The sequence below is a fragment of the Streptomyces sp. NPDC002446 genome (assembly GCF_053595675.1).
Genome location: NZ_JBSFYC010000005.1, coordinates 35,707 through 55,306, shown reverse-complemented (window position 1 = coordinate 55,306; position 19,600 = coordinate 35,707). Strand labels below are relative to the sequence as shown.

13 protein-coding genes are annotated in these 19,600 nt (G+C 73.8%); all 13 read left to right on the top strand.

The window, feature by feature from the left end:
- Nucleotides 1-88: 88 nt before the first annotated feature.
- The 13 genes from ACWD6P_RS04900 (at nt 89) to ACWD6P_RS04840 (ending at nt 19,570) form a co-directional block, all read left to right on the top strand.
- Nucleotides 89-1,099 carry a FecCD family ABC transporter permease gene (locus tag ACWD6P_RS04900; RefSeq protein WP_451442695.1) on the top strand — a complete coding sequence of 337 codons (1,011 nt, stop codon included), beginning with the start codon at nt 89-91 and terminating at the stop codon, nt 1,097-1,099.
- On the top strand, nt 1,096-2,154 hold the full coding sequence (locus ACWD6P_RS04895) for a FecCD family ABC transporter permease (protein ID WP_451442597.1): 1,059 nt from the start codon (nt 1,096-1,098) through the stop codon (nt 2,152-2,154). The genes ACWD6P_RS04900 and ACWD6P_RS04895 overlap by 4 nt, the downstream gene beginning before the upstream one ends.
- On the top strand, nt 2,151-2,963 hold the full coding sequence (locus ACWD6P_RS04890) for an ABC transporter ATP-binding protein (RefSeq protein WP_451442596.1): 813 nt from the start codon (nt 2,151-2,153) through the stop codon (nt 2,961-2,963). The genes ACWD6P_RS04895 and ACWD6P_RS04890 overlap by 4 nt, the downstream gene beginning before the upstream one ends.
- A gap of 63 nt (nt 2,964-3,026) precedes the next feature.
- Nucleotides 3,027-4,037, top strand: a complete 1,011-nt coding sequence (locus ACWD6P_RS04885; protein ID WP_451442595.1) for an ABC transporter substrate-binding protein — start codon at nt 3,027-3,029, stop codon at nt 4,035-4,037.
- A gap of 80 nt (nt 4,038-4,117) precedes the next feature.
- Nucleotides 4,118-5,308 carry an ATP-grasp domain-containing protein gene (locus ACWD6P_RS04880; RefSeq protein ID WP_451442594.1) on the top strand — a complete coding sequence of 397 codons (1,191 nt, stop codon included), beginning with the start codon at nt 4,118-4,120 and terminating at the stop codon, nt 5,306-5,308.
- Nucleotides 5,305-7,122 carry an IucA/IucC family protein gene (locus tag ACWD6P_RS04875; RefSeq protein WP_451442593.1) on the top strand — a complete coding sequence of 606 codons (1,818 nt, stop codon included), beginning with the start codon at nt 5,305-5,307 and terminating at the stop codon, nt 7,120-7,122. Before ACWD6P_RS04880 ends, ACWD6P_RS04875 begins: the two co-directional genes overlap by 4 nt.
- 2 nt (nt 7,123-7,124) lie before the next feature.
- Nucleotides 7,125-8,450, top strand: a complete 1,326-nt coding sequence (locus tag ACWD6P_RS04870) for an MFS transporter (protein ID WP_451442592.1) — start codon at nt 7,125-7,127, stop codon at nt 8,448-8,450.
- Nucleotides 8,438-10,264, top strand: a complete 1,827-nt coding sequence (locus tag ACWD6P_RS04865; protein WP_451442591.1) for an IucA/IucC family protein — start codon at nt 8,438-8,440, stop codon at nt 10,262-10,264. The genes ACWD6P_RS04870 and ACWD6P_RS04865 overlap by 13 nt, the downstream gene beginning before the upstream one ends.
- A complete protein-coding gene (locus ACWD6P_RS04860) occupies nt 10,261-11,481 on the top strand; it encodes a type III PLP-dependent enzyme (protein ID WP_451442590.1) in 1,221 nt (406 codons plus the stop codon). Before ACWD6P_RS04865 ends, ACWD6P_RS04860 begins: the two co-directional genes overlap by 4 nt.
- Before the next feature lie 145 nt (nt 11,482-11,626).
- A complete protein-coding gene (locus ACWD6P_RS04855; protein WP_451442589.1) occupies nt 11,627-15,868 on the top strand; it encodes a molybdopterin-dependent oxidoreductase in 4,242 nt (1,413 codons plus the stop codon).
- Nucleotides 15,869-15,931: 63 nt separating this feature from the next.
- Nucleotides 15,932-16,111 (top strand): hypothetical protein, encoded by a 180-nt coding sequence (locus ACWD6P_RS04850; protein ID WP_451442588.1) that lies wholly within the window; start codon nt 15,932-15,934, stop codon nt 16,109-16,111.
- 51 nt (nt 16,112-16,162) lie between these two features.
- Nucleotides 16,163-17,128 carry an LLM class F420-dependent oxidoreductase gene (locus ACWD6P_RS04845; RefSeq protein WP_451442587.1) on the top strand — a complete coding sequence of 322 codons (966 nt, stop codon included), beginning with the start codon at nt 16,163-16,165 and terminating at the stop codon, nt 17,126-17,128.
- A gap of 36 nt (nt 17,129-17,164) precedes the next feature.
- Nucleotides 17,165-19,570: a phosphoketolase family protein gene (locus tag ACWD6P_RS04840; RefSeq protein ID WP_451442586.1), complete on the top strand. Its 2,406-nt coding sequence runs from the start codon at nt 17,165-17,167 to the stop codon at nt 19,568-19,570.
- The last annotated feature ends 30 nt before the right edge of the window (nt 19,571-19,600 follow it).

Sequence of the window (19,600 nt, the reverse complement as noted above, 5' to 3'; positions counted from 1 at the left end):
TTCCGAATCGGCGGTTGCGGGTTTAGGCATGCCTAACCTAATGTCACGACGCGTGTCGACCACCGAACCATCCGCCACCGCGCCCCCGGTGCCCCCGGAGCGCCGCGCCGCGCACGCCCTGCGGCGCGTCCCGCTGTTCGCGGCCGGGCTCTGCGCGCTGGCCGTCTGCGCCGCGCTGAGCCTCGCCGTCGGCGCCCGGTCCGTACCGCTTTCCACCGTGCTTGACGCACTGTCGGGTGCCGCACACGGGCGGGACGCCCTCGTGGTGACGGGGCTCCGGCTGCCGCGGACCGTGGTCGCACTCGCGGTGGGCGCGGCGCTCGGAGTGGCCGGAGCGGTCGTCCAGGGCATCACCCGCAACCCGCTCGCCTCCCCCACGACGCTGGGCATCAACGCCGGCGCCGGCTTCGCCGTGGTCACCGCGATCTACGCACTGCATCTGACCCGGCCCGTCGAGTACCTCTGGTTCGCCTTCGCGGGCGCCGCGGCGGCCGCCCTGTTCGCCCAGGCGCTGGCCCGGCGCGCCGGCGACCTCGACCCGGTGCGCCTCGCGCTGGGCGGCACCGTCCTCCAGCTCGTCCTGCTCTCCTGGACGTCGACGGTCATGCTGGCCAGCAAGCGGTCGCTGGAAGAGGCACGGTTCTGGCTGGCAGGTTCGCTGGCCGAGCGGCCGCTGGAGGTGCTCTACCCGGTGCTGCCGGCCCTGGCGGCCGGCCTGGTCATCGCGCTGGCCCTCACCCCGGCCCTCAACGCCCTGGCACTGGGCGACGATGCGGCGCAGGCGCTGGGCGTGCCGGTGACCCGGATCCGTACGGCCGGCGGACTGGCCGTCGTCCTGCTCGCGGCGTCCGCGGTGGCCGTGGCCGGCCCGCTGGCCTTCATCGGGCTGGCCGCACCGCACCTGGTCCGCCAGCTGCTGCGGACGTCCGACCACCGGGTCCTGGTGCCCGGCTGCCTGATCGCCGGGCCGCTGCTGCTGCTCGTCGCCGACATCCTCGGACGGGTCGTCATCCGGCCGTCCGAGCTCCAGGTCGGCATCATCAGCGCGTTCCTCGGCGCACCGCTGCTGGCGCTGCTGGCCCGGAAGGTGGCGCGATGAACGGCGTCGTGACGGCCGAAAAGGCCACCCGCGCCCCGTCCGCCGTACGCCGGGCCGCCCGGCGACGGACCCCGCTGCTGGCCGTCGCGGGCCTGCTGGTGCTCTGCGCGCTGAGCACGGTCTCCGTGGCCAACGGCGAGATGCCGCTGCCGCCCCTCGACGCGGCCCTGGGCCTGTTCGGCATCGGAGACACGGCAACGGTGCTGGTGGTCCAGGAGTTCCGGGCCCCGCGGACGGCCGCGGCGATCGTCGCGGGGGCGGGACTGGCGGTGGCCGGTGCGCTGCTCCAGCGGCTGTTCCGCAATCCGCTCGCCTCGCCCGATGTGATGGGGGTGACCGGCGGCGCCTCGTTCGGTGCGGTGGCCATGCTGGCCGCCGGGGCCTCGCAGGCGCTGATGCCGCTGGCCGCGCTGGCCGGCGGGCTGCTCGCCGCGGTGCTGCTCGGGGTGTTCGGCTGGCGCTCGGGCACCAGCGTGACCCGGCTGGTGCTGGTGGGTCTGGCCGTACAGGCCGGGCTGACCGCCGCGGTGAACTTCATGGTCGTCCGCTTCCCCGCCGAGCTGGCCGGCTCGGCGCTGCAGTGGACGACGGGCTCGGTGTACGGGCGCAGCTGGACCGAGGTGTGGTCGGCGGGCGGGGCGGTGGCGCTGGCGCTGGTCGTCGCCTTCGCGCTGCACCGCCGGCTGGCCGTGCTCGATCTGGGCGACGACTCGGCCGGCACGCTCGGCCTGAACACCCACACCGCCCGGCTGCAGGTGCTGACCGTCGCCATCGTGCTGGCCTCGCTGGGCGCCGCGCTCGCCGGCCCGGTCGCCTTCGTGGCCCTGGCCGTCCCGCACATGGTGCGGTTCCTCGCCGGACCGCCGACCGCCGGGACGCTGGCGCTGTCCGGCCTGGCCGGTGCCGTACTGCTGCTCGCCTCCGATCTGGTGGCGCAGTATCTGCTGCCGGTCAGCGGGCTGCCGGTCGGAGTGGTCACCGCCACTCTGGGCGCGCCCTGGCTGCTGGTGCTGATGATCCGTCAGAGCAGTTCCGTCAACAGGAGTGTCCGATGACCGCCAACCAGCTCTCCACCCAGGGACTCGACCTGCGCTACGGCGACCGGCTGGTGGTCGGCGGCCTCGACCTGGTACTGCCCGGCGGCGCGGTCACCGCCGTCGTCGGCCCCAACGCCTGCGGCAAGTCGACCCTGCTGCGCGGTCTGACCCGGCTGCTCGCCCCGGCCGCCGGCACCGTCACCCTGGACGGCGCGGACATCCACCGGATGCCGGCCCGCGCGCTGGCGCTGCGGATGGGTCTGCTTCCCCAGCAGCCCGTCACGCCCGACGCGATCACCGTCGAGGCGCTGGTACGGCTCGGCCGGTACCCGCACCAGCGGCTGCTGAGCGCCTGGTCGGCGGCCGATCAGCAGGCGGTGGAGGAGGCGCTGCGGCGCACCGGCACGGACGTGCTGCGCGACCAGCCCGTCGACCGGCTCTCCGGCGGGCAGCGGCAGCGCGCCTGGATCGCGCTGGCGCTGGCGCAGGACACCGACCTGCTGCTGCTCGACGAGCCCACCACCTTCCTGGACCTGCGGCACCAGCTCGACGTCCTCGATCTGGTCGCCGCGCTGCACGCCGAGGCGGGCCGCACCGTGGTGATGGTGCTGCACGACCTCGGGCAGGCCGCCCGTTACGCGGACCACCTCGTGGTCCTCAAGGACGGGCGGCTGGCGGCGGCCGGCGCCCCGGCGGACGTACTCGACGCGAAGCTGGTCAAGGCCGTGTTCGACGTCGACTGCCGGGTCATCCCCGACCCCGAGACCGGCACCCCGCTGGTCGTCCCCAAGGGCAGCGCGCAGCGGCACACCGCCGTCTCCGCCTGACCCGACCGCCCTCCCCCACGGGCGTTTCCGCTCTCCGCTCCCCTCCAAGGAAGTCCAACCCCAATGTTCTCCAGAACCACTTCCCGCGGTCTCGCACGCGCACTGGCCGCCCCGCTCGCCGTCGTCCTGGGCACCGCCGCCCTCACCGCCTGCGGCGGCAAGTCCGCCGACGACGACTCGGCGAAGAGCAGCGCCGGCGCCGGCTTCCCGCGCACCGTCAAGAGCGTCATGGGCGGCGATGTGAAGATCCCCGCCAAGCCCCGGCGCGTGGTCGTCCTGGACACCGGTGAGCTCGACGACGTCACCATGCTGGGCATCAAGCCCGTGGGCGCGGTCTCCCCGCACATGAAGACCGAGGGCGGCTTCCCCAACTACCTCAAGGGCAAGATCGACGGCGTCAAGGACGTCGGTCCGCTGCTGGAGCCGAACCTCGAGAAGATCATCTCGCTGAAGCCCGATCTGATCCTGTCCTCCAAGGTCCGGCACGAGAAGATCTACGACAAGCTCAAGGACATCGCGCCGACCGTCTTCACCGAGACCACCGGCGGCCCCTGGAAGGCCAATCTGAAGGTCCACGCCAAGGCCCTGGGCCTGGAGAAGCAGGCCGACAAGCGGCTCAAGGAGTACGAGGCCAGGGCCGGGGCGCTGGGCGAGGCCATCAAGAAGAAGTACGGCAAGATGCCGTCGGCCTCGGTCGTCCGCTTCGTCGCCGGCCCGACCCGCCTCTACCAGAAGTCCTCCTTCAGCGGTGTCGTCCTCGACGACATCGGCCTGGCCCGGCCGAAGTCGCAGAGCTCCACCGACCCGTTGAAGACGATGCTCGACGTCAGCCCGGAGCAGATCGACAAGGCCGACGCCGACCTGGTGTTCGTGACCGTCGCGGACACGCCGGACAAGACCCAGCAGAAGGACGTCACCTCCAACCCGGTCTGGAAGGACCTGCCGGCCGTCAAGAAGGACAAGGTCTTCGACGTGCCGGACGAGACCTGGATGTCCGGCATCGGCATCCAGGCAGCCGAGCGGATGCTCGCCGACGTGGCCAAGGCCGCCGGCGTGCCGCTGCCCAAGAGCTGAACCGCGGGGGGCGGGCCCCGTCCCCGGCCCGCCCCCGCTCCGACGTCCCCGCACCGCCTTTGTCCCGAAGGGGTCCGCTCATGCGGATGTATCTGCTCGCCCTCAACCCCACCGACTCGGTCACCGACGGCTTCCTGCCCGCCGCCGCCCGCCTCGGTCTCGATGTCACGGTCCTGACGGACCAGCCCGAAGCACACCGGCGCACCTACCCCGGGACCGAGGTCCTGGAGTGCGACGTCCGTGACTTCCGCGCCGTCATCAGCCGGATCACCGCCCACCACCCGGCCGACGCGGTCTTCACCAACAGCGACCATCTGCAGACCCAGGCGGCGCTGGTCGCCGACCACTTCGGGCTGCCCGGCAAGGACTGGCGGGCCGCGCTGCGCGCCAAGAACAAGGCCGAGATGCGCCGCCATCTCGCCGCGGCCGGCGTCGACACCGTACGGACCGCCGAGCTGGCGCCGGACCAGGACCCCTCCGCGCTGGCCGACGCCGGCCTGCCCTACCCTTGTGTCCTCAAGCCCCGCGAAGGCGTGGCCAGCGAGGACGTGGTGCTGGTCGGTGACGCCGAGGAACTGGTGGCGCGCGCCAAGGAGATCCAGGCGCGGCGGCCCGGTGCCGCCCTGGTCGCCGAGGAGTTCCTGCCCGGTGAGCTCTACACCCTGGAGACGCTCGGCGACGGGCGGGTGCGCCATGTGCTGGGCGGATTCCACACCGTCGTCTCCCCGCCCCCGGCCTTCATCGAGGAGCGGCTCGACTTCGTCGCCGCCCACCCCGAGCCCGTCGTCGCCCAGGTGCTGGCCCAGCTCGACGCGCTGGGCGTCGGCTTCGGGGCCTGTCACACCGAGTTCGTGGTGCACGAGGGACGAGCCCGGCTCATCGAGGTGAACTACCGCGTCATCGGCGACCAGTGCGACCTGCTGCTCGCGCAGCTCCTGGACATCCCGCTCTTCGAGCACATCCTGCGTACGCATCTGGGCGAGCCGCTGCCCGCCGACCTCGGTGCCCGGCGCGACGGTGCGGGCCGGGTGGACTACGCCCTGGCCGACCGGGCCGGGACGCTCACCGGCGCACCGGCCGCCACGGACCGCGAGAGCGACAGCGTACGGCTGAGCTACCGGCCGCTGCGCGAAGTCGGCAGTGCGCACCCGCTGTACGCCACCAACCGCGACTACCTGGGCGTGCTGCGGGTCACCGGCGCCGACCGGGCGGCCGTGGACCGGCTGGCGGACGACTTCCTCGCCACGGAGCGCTGGGAGATCTCGTCGTGACCGTCGCCCCCGACACCCTCGCGGACCGCACCGGCGAGGCGCGGACCGGCGAGGCGCGCACCGGGGCAGCCGAGGAGTCCGAGCTGCTGCTGCGGGTGCTCGGCGCGCTGCTGCGCGAGGACGTCGTCGGGCTGCGCACCCGCGGCACCGTGCTGGAGCGGCCGGACGGACCGTGGCTGCGGCTGCCCGCCGGCGAGGCCGCCGGTGCCCTGCTGCTGCCGCTGGAGCCGGACGGCTACCAGAGCGCGTACACGGCCCGGCTGCCGCTGCTCGTCCGCGAGTCCGACGGCGCCCGGCTGACCTCGGCCGACGCGGTCCTGACCGCGCTGGGCGAGCTGGCCGACCCGGCCGACCGCCCGGGCTTCGAGGCGTTCGCCGAGGAGTGCCGGCAGACGCTGGCGACGATGCGGCTGCACACCCGGACCCGGGAGGAGGCCGAGGCCGTACTGACGAAACGTCACGGCCCGGACTCCGATGCCTGGCGGGGACTGGACGGGGGGCTGGCGTACGACACCCTCGCGGCCCGGCTCGACCACCCCGTGTACCCGACCGCGCGCGGCCGTCTGGGCCTTGAGGAGTCCCAACTCCGTTCCTACGCACCGGAGTTCCGGCCGCGCTTCGCACTGCGCTGGCTCGCCGTGCCGCGCCGCGCGGTCACCGTGCCCGGCGGGGAGGCGACCCTGCCCCGCTGCTGGCCGACGCCCGCAGAGCTGGGCCTTCCGCACCTCACCGGCAGCCATCTCGCCCTGCCGGTCCACCCGTTGACGCTCGGCGACCCGCTGAACGAAGCGCTCTGCGCGACCGGCCTGGAGCGCGATGCGGTGCTCTCCGAGCGCGCACTGCTCGGCGTGGTGCCGACGTTGTCGATGCGGACCGTGGCCGTGGCCGCCGACCCCCGGCTGCATCTGAAGCTGCCACTGGCCACCTCGACGCTCGGGATGCGCAACCGCCGCACCATCAAGCCGCCCACGCTCATCGACGGCGCCGCGGGCCAGCGGCTGCTGGCGAAGGTGCTCGCCCGCGAGCCGCGGTTCGCGGAGTCGGTCCTGCAGGCCGACGAGACGGTGTACGCGCACGCCGGCCATGAGCTGCTGGCCGTGCTGTGCCGGCGCTACCCGGCGGGCCTGGAGGACAGCGCCGTGGTGCCGATGGCCGCACTGCTCGCCCCGGCGCCCGGCGGACGGCTGGTGATCGACCTGCTCGCCGACCGCTACTACGGCGGCGACCCGCTGGCCCTCCTGGACGCCTGCCTGACCCTGCTCTTCGACTGGCAGACCACCCTGTTCGGGTACGGCATCGGCCTGGAGTCACACCAGCAGAACATCTCGCTGGTACTCGACGAGGGGGCGCACGGCACCCGGCTGCGGCTGCTGTTCAAGGACAACGACGGGCCGCGGATCAACACCGAGCGGCTGCGGGACGCCCTGGGCGCGGACGCCCCGGCCCCCGCGGACTTCGCCGATGCCCGGATCTTCGCCGCGCACGACCAGCCGGTGCTGGACCTGTTCACCACCATCACCGTCCACCTCTGCGCGGGCTCCTACGCCTTCGGGCTGGCGCGGCACGGGCGGGCCCCGCTCGACCGGCTGCTGGCCCTGGTCCGCGACCGGCTCGCCGAGGCCGTCGAACGGCTGGGCACCGCACCCGGCGAACCGGGCGCCGTGCTGCGCTCGTATGTGCTGGACGCCGGGCAGCTGCCGGTCAAGGCCATGGTCAGCGCCGGAACCCTGCTGTCCAAGGAGCGCTCGGGCGCGGCCGACATCAACAAGCACTACACCACCGGCCCCAACTACCTCCGGTCTGCGGTGACATGACGATGAGCCGGACAAGCCCGACGAGATCCGTCGCCACCCGCCGGGACGACGCGGCCGCGGTCGAGACCAAGGTCGGTCCGGGCCTCGCCCGCCGCCAGGTGTACGCGGTGGCCGGCTGCTACTTCGTGGCGTCGTTCGCCGCGCTGGGCCTGCCGCCGTACCTCACCGAGATCCTCCCCGAGCTGGGCGACGGCGCCGCCCGCTGGGCCGGACTGCTGTACGTCGTGCCCACCATCTTCGGTGCCGTCGGCGCACCGCTGTGGGGACGGCTCGCCGACCGGTACGGCCGCAAACGGCTGCTGCTGCGGGCACAGCTGGGGCTCGCCGCGGCGTTCCTGCTGGCCGGCTGGGCCGATTCGCTGGGGACCTTCGCCGCCGCACTGGTGCTCCAGGGGATCCTGGGAGGAACCTTCGCGGCCTCGAACGGCTACCTGGGGGCGGCACTCGAAGGCCACGCCCTGTCCCGGGCCCTGACCCTGATGCAGGGCAGCGCCCGGGCGGCACTGGTGTGCGCACCGATCGTCGTCGGCGCGCTGACGCCCTGGCTCTCGCCGCACCGCCAGTACGCGCTGATGGCGCTGCTGCCGCTGACCGCCGCCGTGATGCTGGCGGCGCTGCCCGAGCCACCGCGGACCCGGGCCACCGGATCCCCGCAGGCCGGGGCCGCGGCGGAGGACGAGGCGGCCGCGCCGGCCGAGGCCGCCGCGGGCGACCCGGCCGAGTGCGCCCCGGCCGCCTCCCTGCGGGCCCTGTACGCCCTGGAGTTCACCTTCGTCTTCTCCACCGTCATCTCCTTCCCGTACCTGATCGCCCTCATCAAGGAGCGCATACCGGGCACCGGACCGATGGTGTCCGGGGTCCTGTTCGCCCTGCCGCACATGTGCTACCTGGCCGCGGCGATCGCGGTGCACTCCCTCTTCCACCGCCGCCCCCGGCTCGGCATCGTGCTCGGCTTCGGCTGTATCGCGCTGGGCCTGGCCGGGCACGGCATCGCCGACTCGCTCCCCGCCTTCGTCGCGGTACGGCTGGTGCTCGGCGCCGGGCTCACCATGGGCCTGGTCTGTCTGTCCGTACTGGCCGCCGACTGCGCCAAGGGCCGTGCCCCCGGCGGGCTGTTCGGCTCGATCGAGTTCTTCTCCAAGGCCGGTGCGGTCGCCGCCGGAGTGGCCGCCGCGGCCGGCAACGACTGGTTCGGCCCCGCCGCGCCGGTCCTGACCGGGACCGCGGCAGCGCTGGCCGCCGTCCTCGCCACCGGCGCGCCCGGCCTGCTGCCGCGCCTCCTCCCCCGTACTCTCCGGACCCGCAGGAGCCTTCGATGCCCTCGCTGACCAACTCGCCCGGCACCGCCCCGGCCACACCCGCCGGGCTGCCCACCGCCGACCGGGCCGTGGCGCACACCCTGCTCAACTGCCTGCTGCGCGAGGTGTCCGGGCCCGAGCACCAAACCGCCGTCGACAACGGGCGGCTGCTGCTCAGACTGCCGCGCCGCGGGGTGCTGCTGCGGGTCGCACTGCGCCGTACGTCGCTGCTCGGCGCGCACCGGTTCACCGGCCCGGTGACCGAGCAGACCGCCGACGGCTGGGCCGAGGTCGGCTGGCGCCGGCTGGCCGAGTACGTACACGCCGAGCTGTCACTGCGGACCGGCGTGCACAACGAGGAGTTCCTGGACCAGATCGCCTCCAGCCACCAGGCCGTCTCGGCCGCGCTGGCCGCCCGCGACGACCGGCACGAGGCAGCCCCGGCCGACTGGCAGACAGCCCCGGCTGACTGGCAGGCAGCCCGTGCCGACTGGCAGACAGCTCCTGCCGACTGGCAGTCGGCGTATGTCGCCTCCGAGCAGTCGCTGATCCTCGGCCACCGCTTCCACCCGACCCCCAAGGCCCGCACCGGCGACCCCGTCGCCTGGCAGTCCTACGCGCCGGAGACCGGCGCCGCCTTCCCGCTGCTGCTGCTCGCCGTGCGCGCGGAGCTGATCGCCGAGGAGGCCGTCGAGGCGGCTGCCACCGCCCCGCTGGACGCCCTGCACCCCGGCGTCCCGGACGGCTACCGGCTGCTGCCCGTACACCCCTGGCAGTACGAGCTGCTGCGCGGCCACCCCGGCCTCAAGGAGGCCCAGGACCGCGGCGACATCCGCGTACTGGGCACCGGCGAGCAGCCCTTCGCGGCCACCGCGTCGGTGCGCACGCTCTACGACGGCGCGGCCTTCCTCAAGTTCAGCCTGAACGTCCGGATCACCAACTGCCTGCGCAAGAACGCCAGTTACGAGCTGTCCGGCGCGGTGGCGCTGACCCGCCTGCTGGCGCCGGTGCTCGACGATCTCGCCACCCGCTTCCCCGGCAGCGCGGTGCTCCGCGAGCCCGCCTACCGCAGCCTGGCGCTGCCCGGCGCCGACGGCCGCCCGGACACCGAGCTGCTCGAAGGGTTCGGCGTCATCGTCCGCGAGGGCCTGTCCCAGCACCTGCTGCCCGGCACCACCCCGCTGCTGGCCGCCGCCGTCGCCGACGAGTACGCCACCGGCCCGGCCCATGTCTCCCGGCTCCTGGCCGGCACCGGGCCGCAGGCCGCGCTGGAGTGGTGGGCCGCCTACCTGGACCTCCTGCTCCCGCCGGTGCTCGCCGCCTACTTCGACCACGGCCTGGTGCTGGAGCCGCATCTGCAGAACGTCCTGGTCTGCGTCGACGGCGACGGGATGCCCGCCCAGGTCCTCTTCCGCGACCTGGAGGGCACCAAGCTCGTCCCCGAGCACCACACCGAGCTGCTGGCCTCGCTCCCCGAGCGGATCGCGGGACCGATGACCTACGACGCCCAGCGCGGCTGGGACCGCGTCGTGTACTGCCTGCTGGTCAACCACGTCGCCGAGATGCTCGCCGCGCTCGCCGATCTGCACCCGGACACCGAGACGGAGCTGTGGGCGCAGGTCCGCCGCACCCTCCAGACCCACGCGGACCGCCACGGCTGCCCGCCCCGGCTGGCCGCCCTGCTCGCCGGCGTGCCGCTGCCGGCCAAGGCCAATCTGCTCACCCGCTGGGAGCGCAAGGCCGACCGCGAGGCCGGCTACGTCCGGCTGCCCTCGCCGCTCGCCGAGGCCGTCCTGTCCGGCGCCGGGCGCACCGACGACACCACCCCCTGGAGCGCACGATGACCCCTCCCACCCCCGCCGTCCGCGCACGCGTCCTGGCCCTGCCCGCCGAGGAACTCCCCGCATACGTCTACGACATGACGGCGCTGCGCGCCCACATGACCGCGGTACGGGCCGCGCTGCCCGAGCGCGTGGAGCTCTACTACGCGGCCAAGGCCAACCCGGAGCCGGAGATACTCGCCGCGCTGCGCCCCTACGTCGACGGCTACGAGGTCTCCTCGGGCGGTGAACTGGCGCACGTCGGCAAGGCCGTGCCCGGTGCGCCGCTGGCCTTCGGCGGACCGGGCAAGACCCCGAAGGAGATCACCCGGGCGCTCGCACTCGGCGTACAGCGCTTCCACGTGGAGAGCGTGTACGAGCTCCATATGCTCGCCGGCCTCGCCGCCGCGCACGCGCCGCAGCGCCGCATCGCGGTGCTGGCCCGCTTCAACCTGCCCGTCGACGACGGCAGCCTGGACGGCAGTTCGCTCGCCATGGGCGGCCGCCCCACCCCCTTCGGGCTGGACCCGGCCCAGGCCGACGAGGTCGTCGCGCTGCTCACCGACGGCACGTATCCGCACCTCGAACTCGTCGGCGTCCACGCCCACCTGGCCAGCGGCCTGGAGGCGCCCGAGCAGCTGGCCGTCTCCGAGGCCATCGTGACCTGGGCGGCCGGGCTGGCCGCGCGCCACCGCGTCCCGCTGCGCGAGGTGACCCTCGGCGGCGGCATGGCCGTCGACTACGCCGCGCCGGAGCGCCGCTTCGACTGGCCGGCGTACGGGGCGGGCCTGGCCCACCTCGCCGCCGCGCACCCGGACCTCACGCTGCGCATCGAGCCGGGCCGCGCCCTCACCGCGTACTGCGGCTGGTACGCCACCGAGGTGCTGGACGTCAAGCACAGCCACGGCGAGGAGTTCGCGGTGGTCCGCGGCGGCACCCACCATCTGCGCACCCCCGCGACCAAGGGCCACGACCAGCCCTGTACGGTCCTGCCCACCGAGGAGCCCTGGCCGCACCCCTGGCCCCGCTCCGCGGCGCGCGGCGACCGCGTCACGCTCACCGGCCAGCTGTGCACCCCCAAGGACGTCCTCGCCCGCAACGTTCCGGCGGCGGGGCTGCGGGCCGGGGACCGGGTCGTGTTCGGCGTGGCCGGGGCGTACGCCTGGAACATCTCGCACCACGACTTCCTGATGCACCCGCGGCCCGGCTTCCACTTCCTGGGCACGGCGGAGGACGGCTGAGGACGGCGGAAGGACGGCCGCATCTCACGGGGCTCCGTGCGGCGCTGTGTGGCCGCCGTAACGACCGTTGATCGCTCGATGTGACACCCGGTTAACGAGGCGCTCGTAGGGTCGGACCAGCTTCCGACCCACGAAGGGACCGTCCGTGACCGCACCGGAACCGCTGGTAGAGCACCTCACGCAGGTGCGGACGGCGTGCTCGTACTGCGGTGTCGGCTGCGGAATCGTCCTGGACGTCGCGACGGACCGCGACGGGCGCCGCACGGTCCGTAAGGCCGCCGGTGACAAGGCGCACCCGGCGAACGCCGGCCGGCTGTGCACCAAGGGCGCGACCAGCGCCGAGCTGCTGGCCGCTCCGGGGCGGCTGTCGAGCGCCCTGGTGCGCGCGGACCGCGGCGACGAGCCGGCGGCCACGGCGATGGACACCGCGATCAGGCAGACCGCCGGCCGGCTGCGCGCGATCGTCGACGAGCACGGCCCGGACGCGCTCGCCCTGTACGTCTCCGGTCAGATGACGCTGGAGGCGCAGTACCTGGCGAACAAGCTCGCCAAGGGCTTCGTCCGCACCCGGCACATCGAGTCCAATTCGCGGCTGTGCATGGCGAGCGCGGGCAGCGGTTACAAGCTGTCGCTGGGCGCGGACGGCCCGCCCGGCTCGTATCAGGACTTCGAGCACGCCGAGGTGTTCCTCGTCATCGGCTCCAACATGGCCGACTGCCATCCGATCCTCTTCCTGCGGATGATGGAGCGGGTCAAGGCGGGCGCCAAGCTGATCGTGGTCGATCCGCGGCGCACCGCGACCGCGGCCAAGGCGGACCTGTTCCTGCAGGTCGCGCCGGGGACGGATCTGGCGCTGCTGAACGGGCTGCTCCGGCTGCTCGCGGACAACGGCGACCTCGACGAGGCGTTCATCGCCGAGCACACCGAGGGCTGGGAGGCGATGGCGGGCTTCCTCGCGGACTACGGGCCCGCCGCGGTGGCGGAGACCACCGGGATCCCGGAGGCGGACCTGCGCCGGGCCGCCGAGTGGATCGGCGCGGCGGGCGCCTGGATGAGCTGCTGGACGATGGGGCTGAACCAGAGCACGCACGGCACCTGGAACACCAACGCGCTGATCAACCTGCATCTGGCGACCGGCGCGATCTGCCGGCCGGGCGCCGGCCCGTTCTCCCTGACCGGCCAGCCCAATGCGATGGGCGGCCGCGAGATGGGCTACATGGGGCCGGGGCTGCCCGGACAGCGCTCGGCGCTGGTGGCCGAGGACCGCGCCTTCGTCGAGGAGCTGTGGGACCTCGCCCCGGGGACGCTGCGGGCCGACGGGGGCGGCCAGGGGACGGTCGAGATGTTCCGGGCAATGGCGGACGGAGAGATCAAGGCCTGCTGGATCATCTGCACCAACCCCGTCGCCTCGGTCGCCAACCGCCGGACGGTCATCGAGGGGCTGGAGGCCGCGGAGTTCGTCGTGGCCCAGGACGTCTTCGAGGAGACCGAGACCAACGCGTACGCCGATGTGGTGCTGCCGGCCGCGATGTGGGGCGAGTCCGAGGGCGTCATGGTCAATTCGGAGCGCAATCTGACGCTGGTGCGGCCGGCGGCCGATCCGCCGGGCGAGGCCTGGCCGGACTGGCGGATCATCGCGCGGATCGCCTGCGAGATGGGGTACGAGGACGCCTTCGGCTATCAGAGCGCGGAGGAGATCTTCGAGGAGATCAAGCGGGCCTGGAACCCGCAGACGGGGTATGACCTGCGCGGAGTGTCATACGAGCGGCTGCGGGAGACCCCCGTGCAGTGGCCCAGCGCGGCCGCCGACGGGCCCGACCGCAATCCGGTGCGCTACCTCAACGACGGGGTGAGCCAGGAGCTCGTCGTGCGGCCGGACGGCTCGCGGCCCCGGCTGTCCTTCCCCACCCCCAGCGGCCGCGCCGCCTTCTTCGCCCGGCCGCACCTGCCCGCGGCCGAGCTGCCGGACGACGACTTCCCCTTCGTCCTCAACACCGGGCGGCTGCAGCACCAGTGGCACACCCTGACCAAGACCGGCAAGGTCGCCAAGCTGAACAAGCTCAACCCGGGGCCGTTCGTGGAGATCCATCCGCGGGACGCCGAGGCGCTGGGCGTCGTGGAGGGCGATGCGGTGGAGGTCGCCTCGCGGCGCGGGCGGGCGGTGCTGCCGGCCGTGGTGACCGACCGGGTGCGGCCCGGGAACTGCTTCGCACCGTTCCACTGGAACGATCTGTTCGGCGAGTACCTCAGCGTCAACGCGGTGACCCATGACGCGGTCGACCCGGTCTCCTTCCAGCCCGAGTTCAAGGTGTGTGCGGTCTCGCTGGCCAGGGTCGCCGGTGAGCGCGTGCCCGCGCAGGACGGGGCGGGCGGGGCGCGTACGGAGGGGGCGTCCGGGCCCGGTGCGGGGTTCGGCGGCGGGACGGAGGGCGCGCTGGCGCTGCTGTCCGAGGTGTTCCAGATCCCCGATGCCGCGCCGCCGGTCCTGGCCGACCACGAGCGCCGCTATCTGTCCGGCTTCCTCGCCGGACTGCGTTCGGCGCCCGCCCCCGGCACGCCCGTGCTGCCCGCGCAGGCGCCCTTTTGCCCGGAGACCGCGCTGTGGGTGAACGGTGTGCTGGCCGGGATGTTCTCGCGGGCCGCCGACGGCCGGCCGACGCAGGACGGCACGCCGGGCGTGGCGGCGACGGTGGACGCCCCCGCCGAGGCGGCCGGTGCCGCGTCGGCGCGTACCGTCCTTGTGCTGTGGGCCTCGCAGACCGGCAACGCACAGGAGGTCGCCGCCGACACGGCCCGGCGGCTGAAGGGCAGCGGGCGGGATGCGACGCTGCTGAGCATGGCGGAGAGCGCGCCGGCCACCCTGCCGCGCGGCGCCGATCTGCTCCTCGTCACCAGCACCTTCGGCGACGGTGACGCACCCGACAACGGTTCGGGGTTCTGGGAGACGCTCAACGCGCCGGACACGCCCCGGCTGGACGGTGTGCGCTACTCCGTCCTGGCGCTGGGCGACTCCTCGTACGACGACTTCTGCGGCCACGGGCGCCGGCTCGATGCGCGTCTGGAGGAGCTGGGCGCGGTACGGCTGGTGCCGCGCACGGACTGCGAACCGGACTACGAGCAGCCCGCGGAGCAGTGGGTCGAGCAGGTGCTCAGGGCCCTGGAGGGCGGGGCGGAGCCGGGGGAAGGGACGGGGGCCGGCACCGCCGTCGCGCAGGAGGCGCGGTCCCGGGCCGCCGTCGGGCCGCCGTCTTCCGGCCGCCCCTCCAAGGACGCACCGGCCACCGCCCGGCTCGTCGGCAATCAGCTGCTGAGCCGGGCCGGGGCCACCAAGGAGGTGCGCCGGTTCACCTTCGACACCCGTGACGCCGAGGGCGGGCCGCTGGAGTACGGAGTGGGCGACGCGCTGGGGGTGCAGCCGCTGAACTGCCCCGAGCTGGTGGCGGAGTGGCTGGCCGTCACCGGTCTCGACCCCGCCGCCACCGTCGACGTCCCGGGTCTGGGCGCGGCGCCGCTCGGCGAGGCGCTCCACCGCCATCTGGACATCACCCGGATCTCGCCGGGCCTGCTGCGGCTGATCGCCGAGCGCACCGGGGACCGGGTGCTCAAGAAGCTGCTGCGGCCCGACAACAAGGGCGAGTTCGCGCAGTGGGCCTGGAGCCGGCAGGCCGTCGACGTGGTCGCCGAACACCCGGTCCGGGCCGATGCCGCCGAGTGGGCCGCGGTGCTGCCCCGGCTGCGCCCCCGGCTGTACTCCATATCGTCGAGCCCGCTGACCGACCCCGGTCTGATCGAGCTGACGGTCTCCGTCGTCCGCTACGAGAACCGCCACGGCCGCCCGCGCAAGGGCGTCGCCTCCGCCTTCCTCGCCGACGCCCCGCCCGGCAGCCCGGTGCCGGTCTTCGTCCGCGGCGCCCCGCACTTCCGGCCGCCGGCCGACCCGGCCACGCCGATGATCATGGTGGGTCCTGGCACCGGCGTCGCGCCCTTCCTCGGTTTCCTGGGCGAGCGGCGCGCCCGTGGCCACCAGGCGCCCAACTGGCTGTTCTTCGGCGAGCAGCGCCGCGCCACGGACTTCTACTACGAGGACGAACTCGGCCTGCTGCGCGCGGAGGGGCTGCTCACCCGGCTGGACACCGCCTTCTCCCGCGATCAGCGCGCCAAGGTCTACGTACAGGACCGGATGCGTGAGCACGGCGCCCAGCTGTGGGCCTGGCTGCAGGACGGCGCCCACTTCTATGTGTGCGGCGACGCGTCCCGGATGGCCAAGGACGTGGACCGCGCCCTGCGCGAGATCGCCGTGGCGCACGGCGGCCTGACGCAGGACGCGGCCGCCGCCTACGTCAAACAGCTCGCTGCCGAGAAGCGCTACGTCCGGGACGTCTACTGACGTTTTTCCTCGAGCGGGCCGGCCGGGGGCATTGGACGCAGGATGGAGAGGAAGGAGAACGCCATGACTGCGATGACCACGGAACCGACACCCGACGGTCCCGGCCCCGTGCCGAGCGAACCCGATCCGGTGCCGCGCGACCCGGTTCCCGCAGAGCCGGAGCCGGACGAGCCGGGCCCGCACCCGGGCGAGCCGCCCGGTGCCGAGCCGGACGAGCACCCGGCCCCCGAGCCGCCCGACTGAACCGGCCGGGCCCGGTTGCCCGTACCGCGTCACCCCCGCAATGTGGAGGGAATGGTGCACGTCGGATACACGATGATGACCGAGCAGGCCGGGCCCCGGGCCCTGGTCGGCCATGTGGTGGCCGCCGAACGGGCCGGCTTCGACTTCTCGGTGACCTCCGACCACTACTCTCCGTGGCTGGCGTCCCAGGGGCACTCCCCGTACGCCTGGAGCGTGCTGGGCGCCGCCGCGCAGGCGACCGACCGCATTCCGCTGATGACCTATGTGACCTGCCCGACGACCCGCTACCACCCCGCCGTCGTCGCCCAGAAGGCGGCGACCATGCAGCTGCTGTCCGGCGGCCGGTTCCGGCTGGGGCTCGGCTCCGGCGAGAACCTCAACGAGCATGTGGTCGGCGCGGGATGGCCGGCCGCGCCGGTACGGCTGGCGAGGCTCGCCGAGGCGATCGGGATCATCCGGGCGCTCTTCGCCGGCGGGGAGGTCACCCACCACGGCGACCACTTCGACGTGGTGCACGCCCGGCTGTGGGATCTGCCCGAGCCACCGCCGCCCATCGGGGTGGCCGTATCGGGTGAGCGCTCGTGCGAGATCGCCGGCCGGCTGGGTGACCTGGTGATCGCCACCGAGCCCGAGGGCGAGCTGCTGGCGGCCTTCGACAGGCACGGCGGAGTGGGCAAGCCGCGGGTCGGCCAGCTGCCCGTCTGCTACGACCCCGACCAGCAGGCCGCGATCCGCCGGGCGCACGAGCAGTTCCGCTGGATGCTGGGCGGCTGGCGGGTCAACGCCGAGCTGCCGGGGCCGGCCGGGTTCGACGGCGCGACCCGGTTCGTCCGGCCGGAGGACGTCGCCGCGGCCGTCCCGTGCGGTGCCGACGTCGGCCGGTTCGTCGACGCGGTGCGCCCGTACGTGGACGCGGGCTTCACCGAGGTCGCGCTGGTCCAGATCGGCGGCGGCCATCAGGAGCCGTTCCTGGACTGGGCCGAGTCCACGCTGCTGCCCGCGCTGCGCGCACTGTGAACACCCCGTCGCACGCCGCCTCGGTGAGGAGATGAGATGCACGACGCGCACCCCCCGGCGACGGCCGCGGCGGCGGACCCGGCGCCGGGCCCGCTCGACGCCGATGAGCTGCGGATCCTCGACGCCCACTGGCGAGCGGCCAACTACCTGTCCGTCGGGCAGATCTATCTGATGGCCAATCCGCTGCTGACGGAGCCGCTGCGCCCCAAACACATCAAGCCGCGGCTGCTGGGCCACTGGGGCACCTCGCCCGGGCTGAACCTGGTGCACACCCACCTCAACCGCGTCATCAAGGCCCGCGGGCTGGACGCGCTGTGCGTATGGGGCCCGGGGCACGGCGGGCCCGCGGTGGTGGCCAACTCCTGGCTGGACGGCACGTACTCCGAGACGTACCCCGACGTCGGCCGGGACGCGGCGGGCATGGCGCGGCTGTTCCGGCAGTTCTCGTTCCCCGGCGGGATCCCCAGCCATGTCGCGCCGGAGACGCCCGGATCGATCCATGAGGGCGGTGAGCTGGGCTACTCCCTCACCCATGCCTATGGCGCCGCGTTCGACAACCCGGGGCTGCTGGTCGCCTGTGTGGTCGGCGACGGGGAGGCGGAGACCGGGCCGCTGGCCGCGTCCTGGCACGCCACGAAGTTCCTCGACCCGGTGCACGACGGCGCCGTCCTGCCCGTACTGCACCTCAACGGCTACAAGATCGCCAACCCGGCGGTGCTGGCCCGGCTGCCCCAGGACGAACTCGACGCGCTGCTGCGCGGCTACGGCCATGAGCCGCTCCACGTCACCGGCGACGACCCCGCGGCGGTGCACCAGGACCTCGCCGCCGCCATGGACCACGCGCTGGACCGGATCTGCGACATCCAGCGCCGGGCCCGCAGCGACGGCGTCACCGAACGCCCCCGCTGGCCGATGATCGTGCTGCGTACGCCCAAGGGCTGGACCGGCCCGCACGAGGTCGACGGGCAGCCCGTGGAGGGCACCTGGCGCGCGCACCAGGTCCCGCTGGCCGGCGTCCGCGACGACCCGGACCATCTGCGGCAGCTGGAGGACTGGCTGCGCTCGTACCGGCCCGAGGAGCTGTTCGACGCCGAGGGCCGGCCGCGGCCCGACGTACTCGCCGGTGTGCCCGAGGGCGCGCGCCGGCTGGGTGCCTCACCGCACGCGAACGGGGGGCTGCTGCTGCGGGAGCTGCCCGTCCCGCCGCTGGAGCGGTTCGCGGTGGAGGTCGACCGGCGCGGCGGTGCGCTGCACGAGCCGACCCGGGTGCTGGGCGGGCTGCTGGCGGCGGTGATGGAGGCCACCGCCGAGCGCCGCGACTTCCGGGTCATGGGCCCCGACGAGACCGCGTCGAACCGGCTGGAGGCGCTCTACGACGTCACCGGCAAGGCCTGGCAGGGCGAGACGCTCGGCACCGACGAGCATCTCGCGCGCGACGGCCGGGTCATGGAGGTGCTCTCGGAGCACCTGTGCCAGGGATGGCTGGAGGGCTATCTGCTCACCGGGCGGCACGGGCTCTTCTCCAGCTACGAGGCGTTCGCCCATATCGTCGACTCGATGGTCAACCAGCACGTCAAATGGCTGCGGACCACCCGCCGGTTGCCCTGGCGCCGCCCCGTCGCCTCGCTGAACTACCTGCTCACCTCGCATGTGTGGCGGCAGGACCACAACGGCTTCTCCCACCAGGACCCCGGCTTCGTCGACCATGTCCTCAACAAGAGCCCGGAGGTCGTGCGGGTCTACCTTCCGCCGGACGCCAACACCCTGCTGTCAGTGGCCGACCATGCGCTGCGCAGCCGTGACTACGTCAATGTGATCGTGGCCGGCAAACAGCCGTGCTTCGACTGGCTCACCCTCGACGAGGCGCGGGCGCACTGCGCGCGCGGCGCCGGCGTCTGGGACTGGGCGGGCACCGAGAGCGGCAGCGGCCCGGAGGTGGTGCTGGCCTGTGCGGGAGACGTGCCCACGCTGGAGACGCTGGCCGCCGCCGGACTGCTGCGCCGGCATCTGCCCCAGCTGGCGGTGCGGGTGGTCAATGTCGTCGACATGGCCCGGCTGCTGCCGGCCGGGGAACATCCGCACGGCATGCCGGACTTCGAGTACGACGCCCTGTTCACCCCCGACAAACCGGTCGTCTTCGCCTACCACGGCTACCCCTGGCTGATCCACCGGCTCTGCTACCGCCGGACCGGCCACCGCAACCTGCACGTCCGCGGCTACAAGGAGGAGGGCACCACCACCACGCCCTTCGACATGGTCGTCCGCAACGACCTCGACCGGTACCGGCTGGTGATGGACGTGGTGGACCGGGTGCCCGGCCTCGGGGTCCGCGCGCACGCGCTGCGCCAGGAGATGGCGGACGCCCGTACCCGCCACCACGCCTGGATCCGGGAGCACGGCACCGATCTGCCCGAGGTCGCCGACTGGACCTGGACCGGCTGACGGCGCCCGCCGCCGCGCCGCCCACCCCGA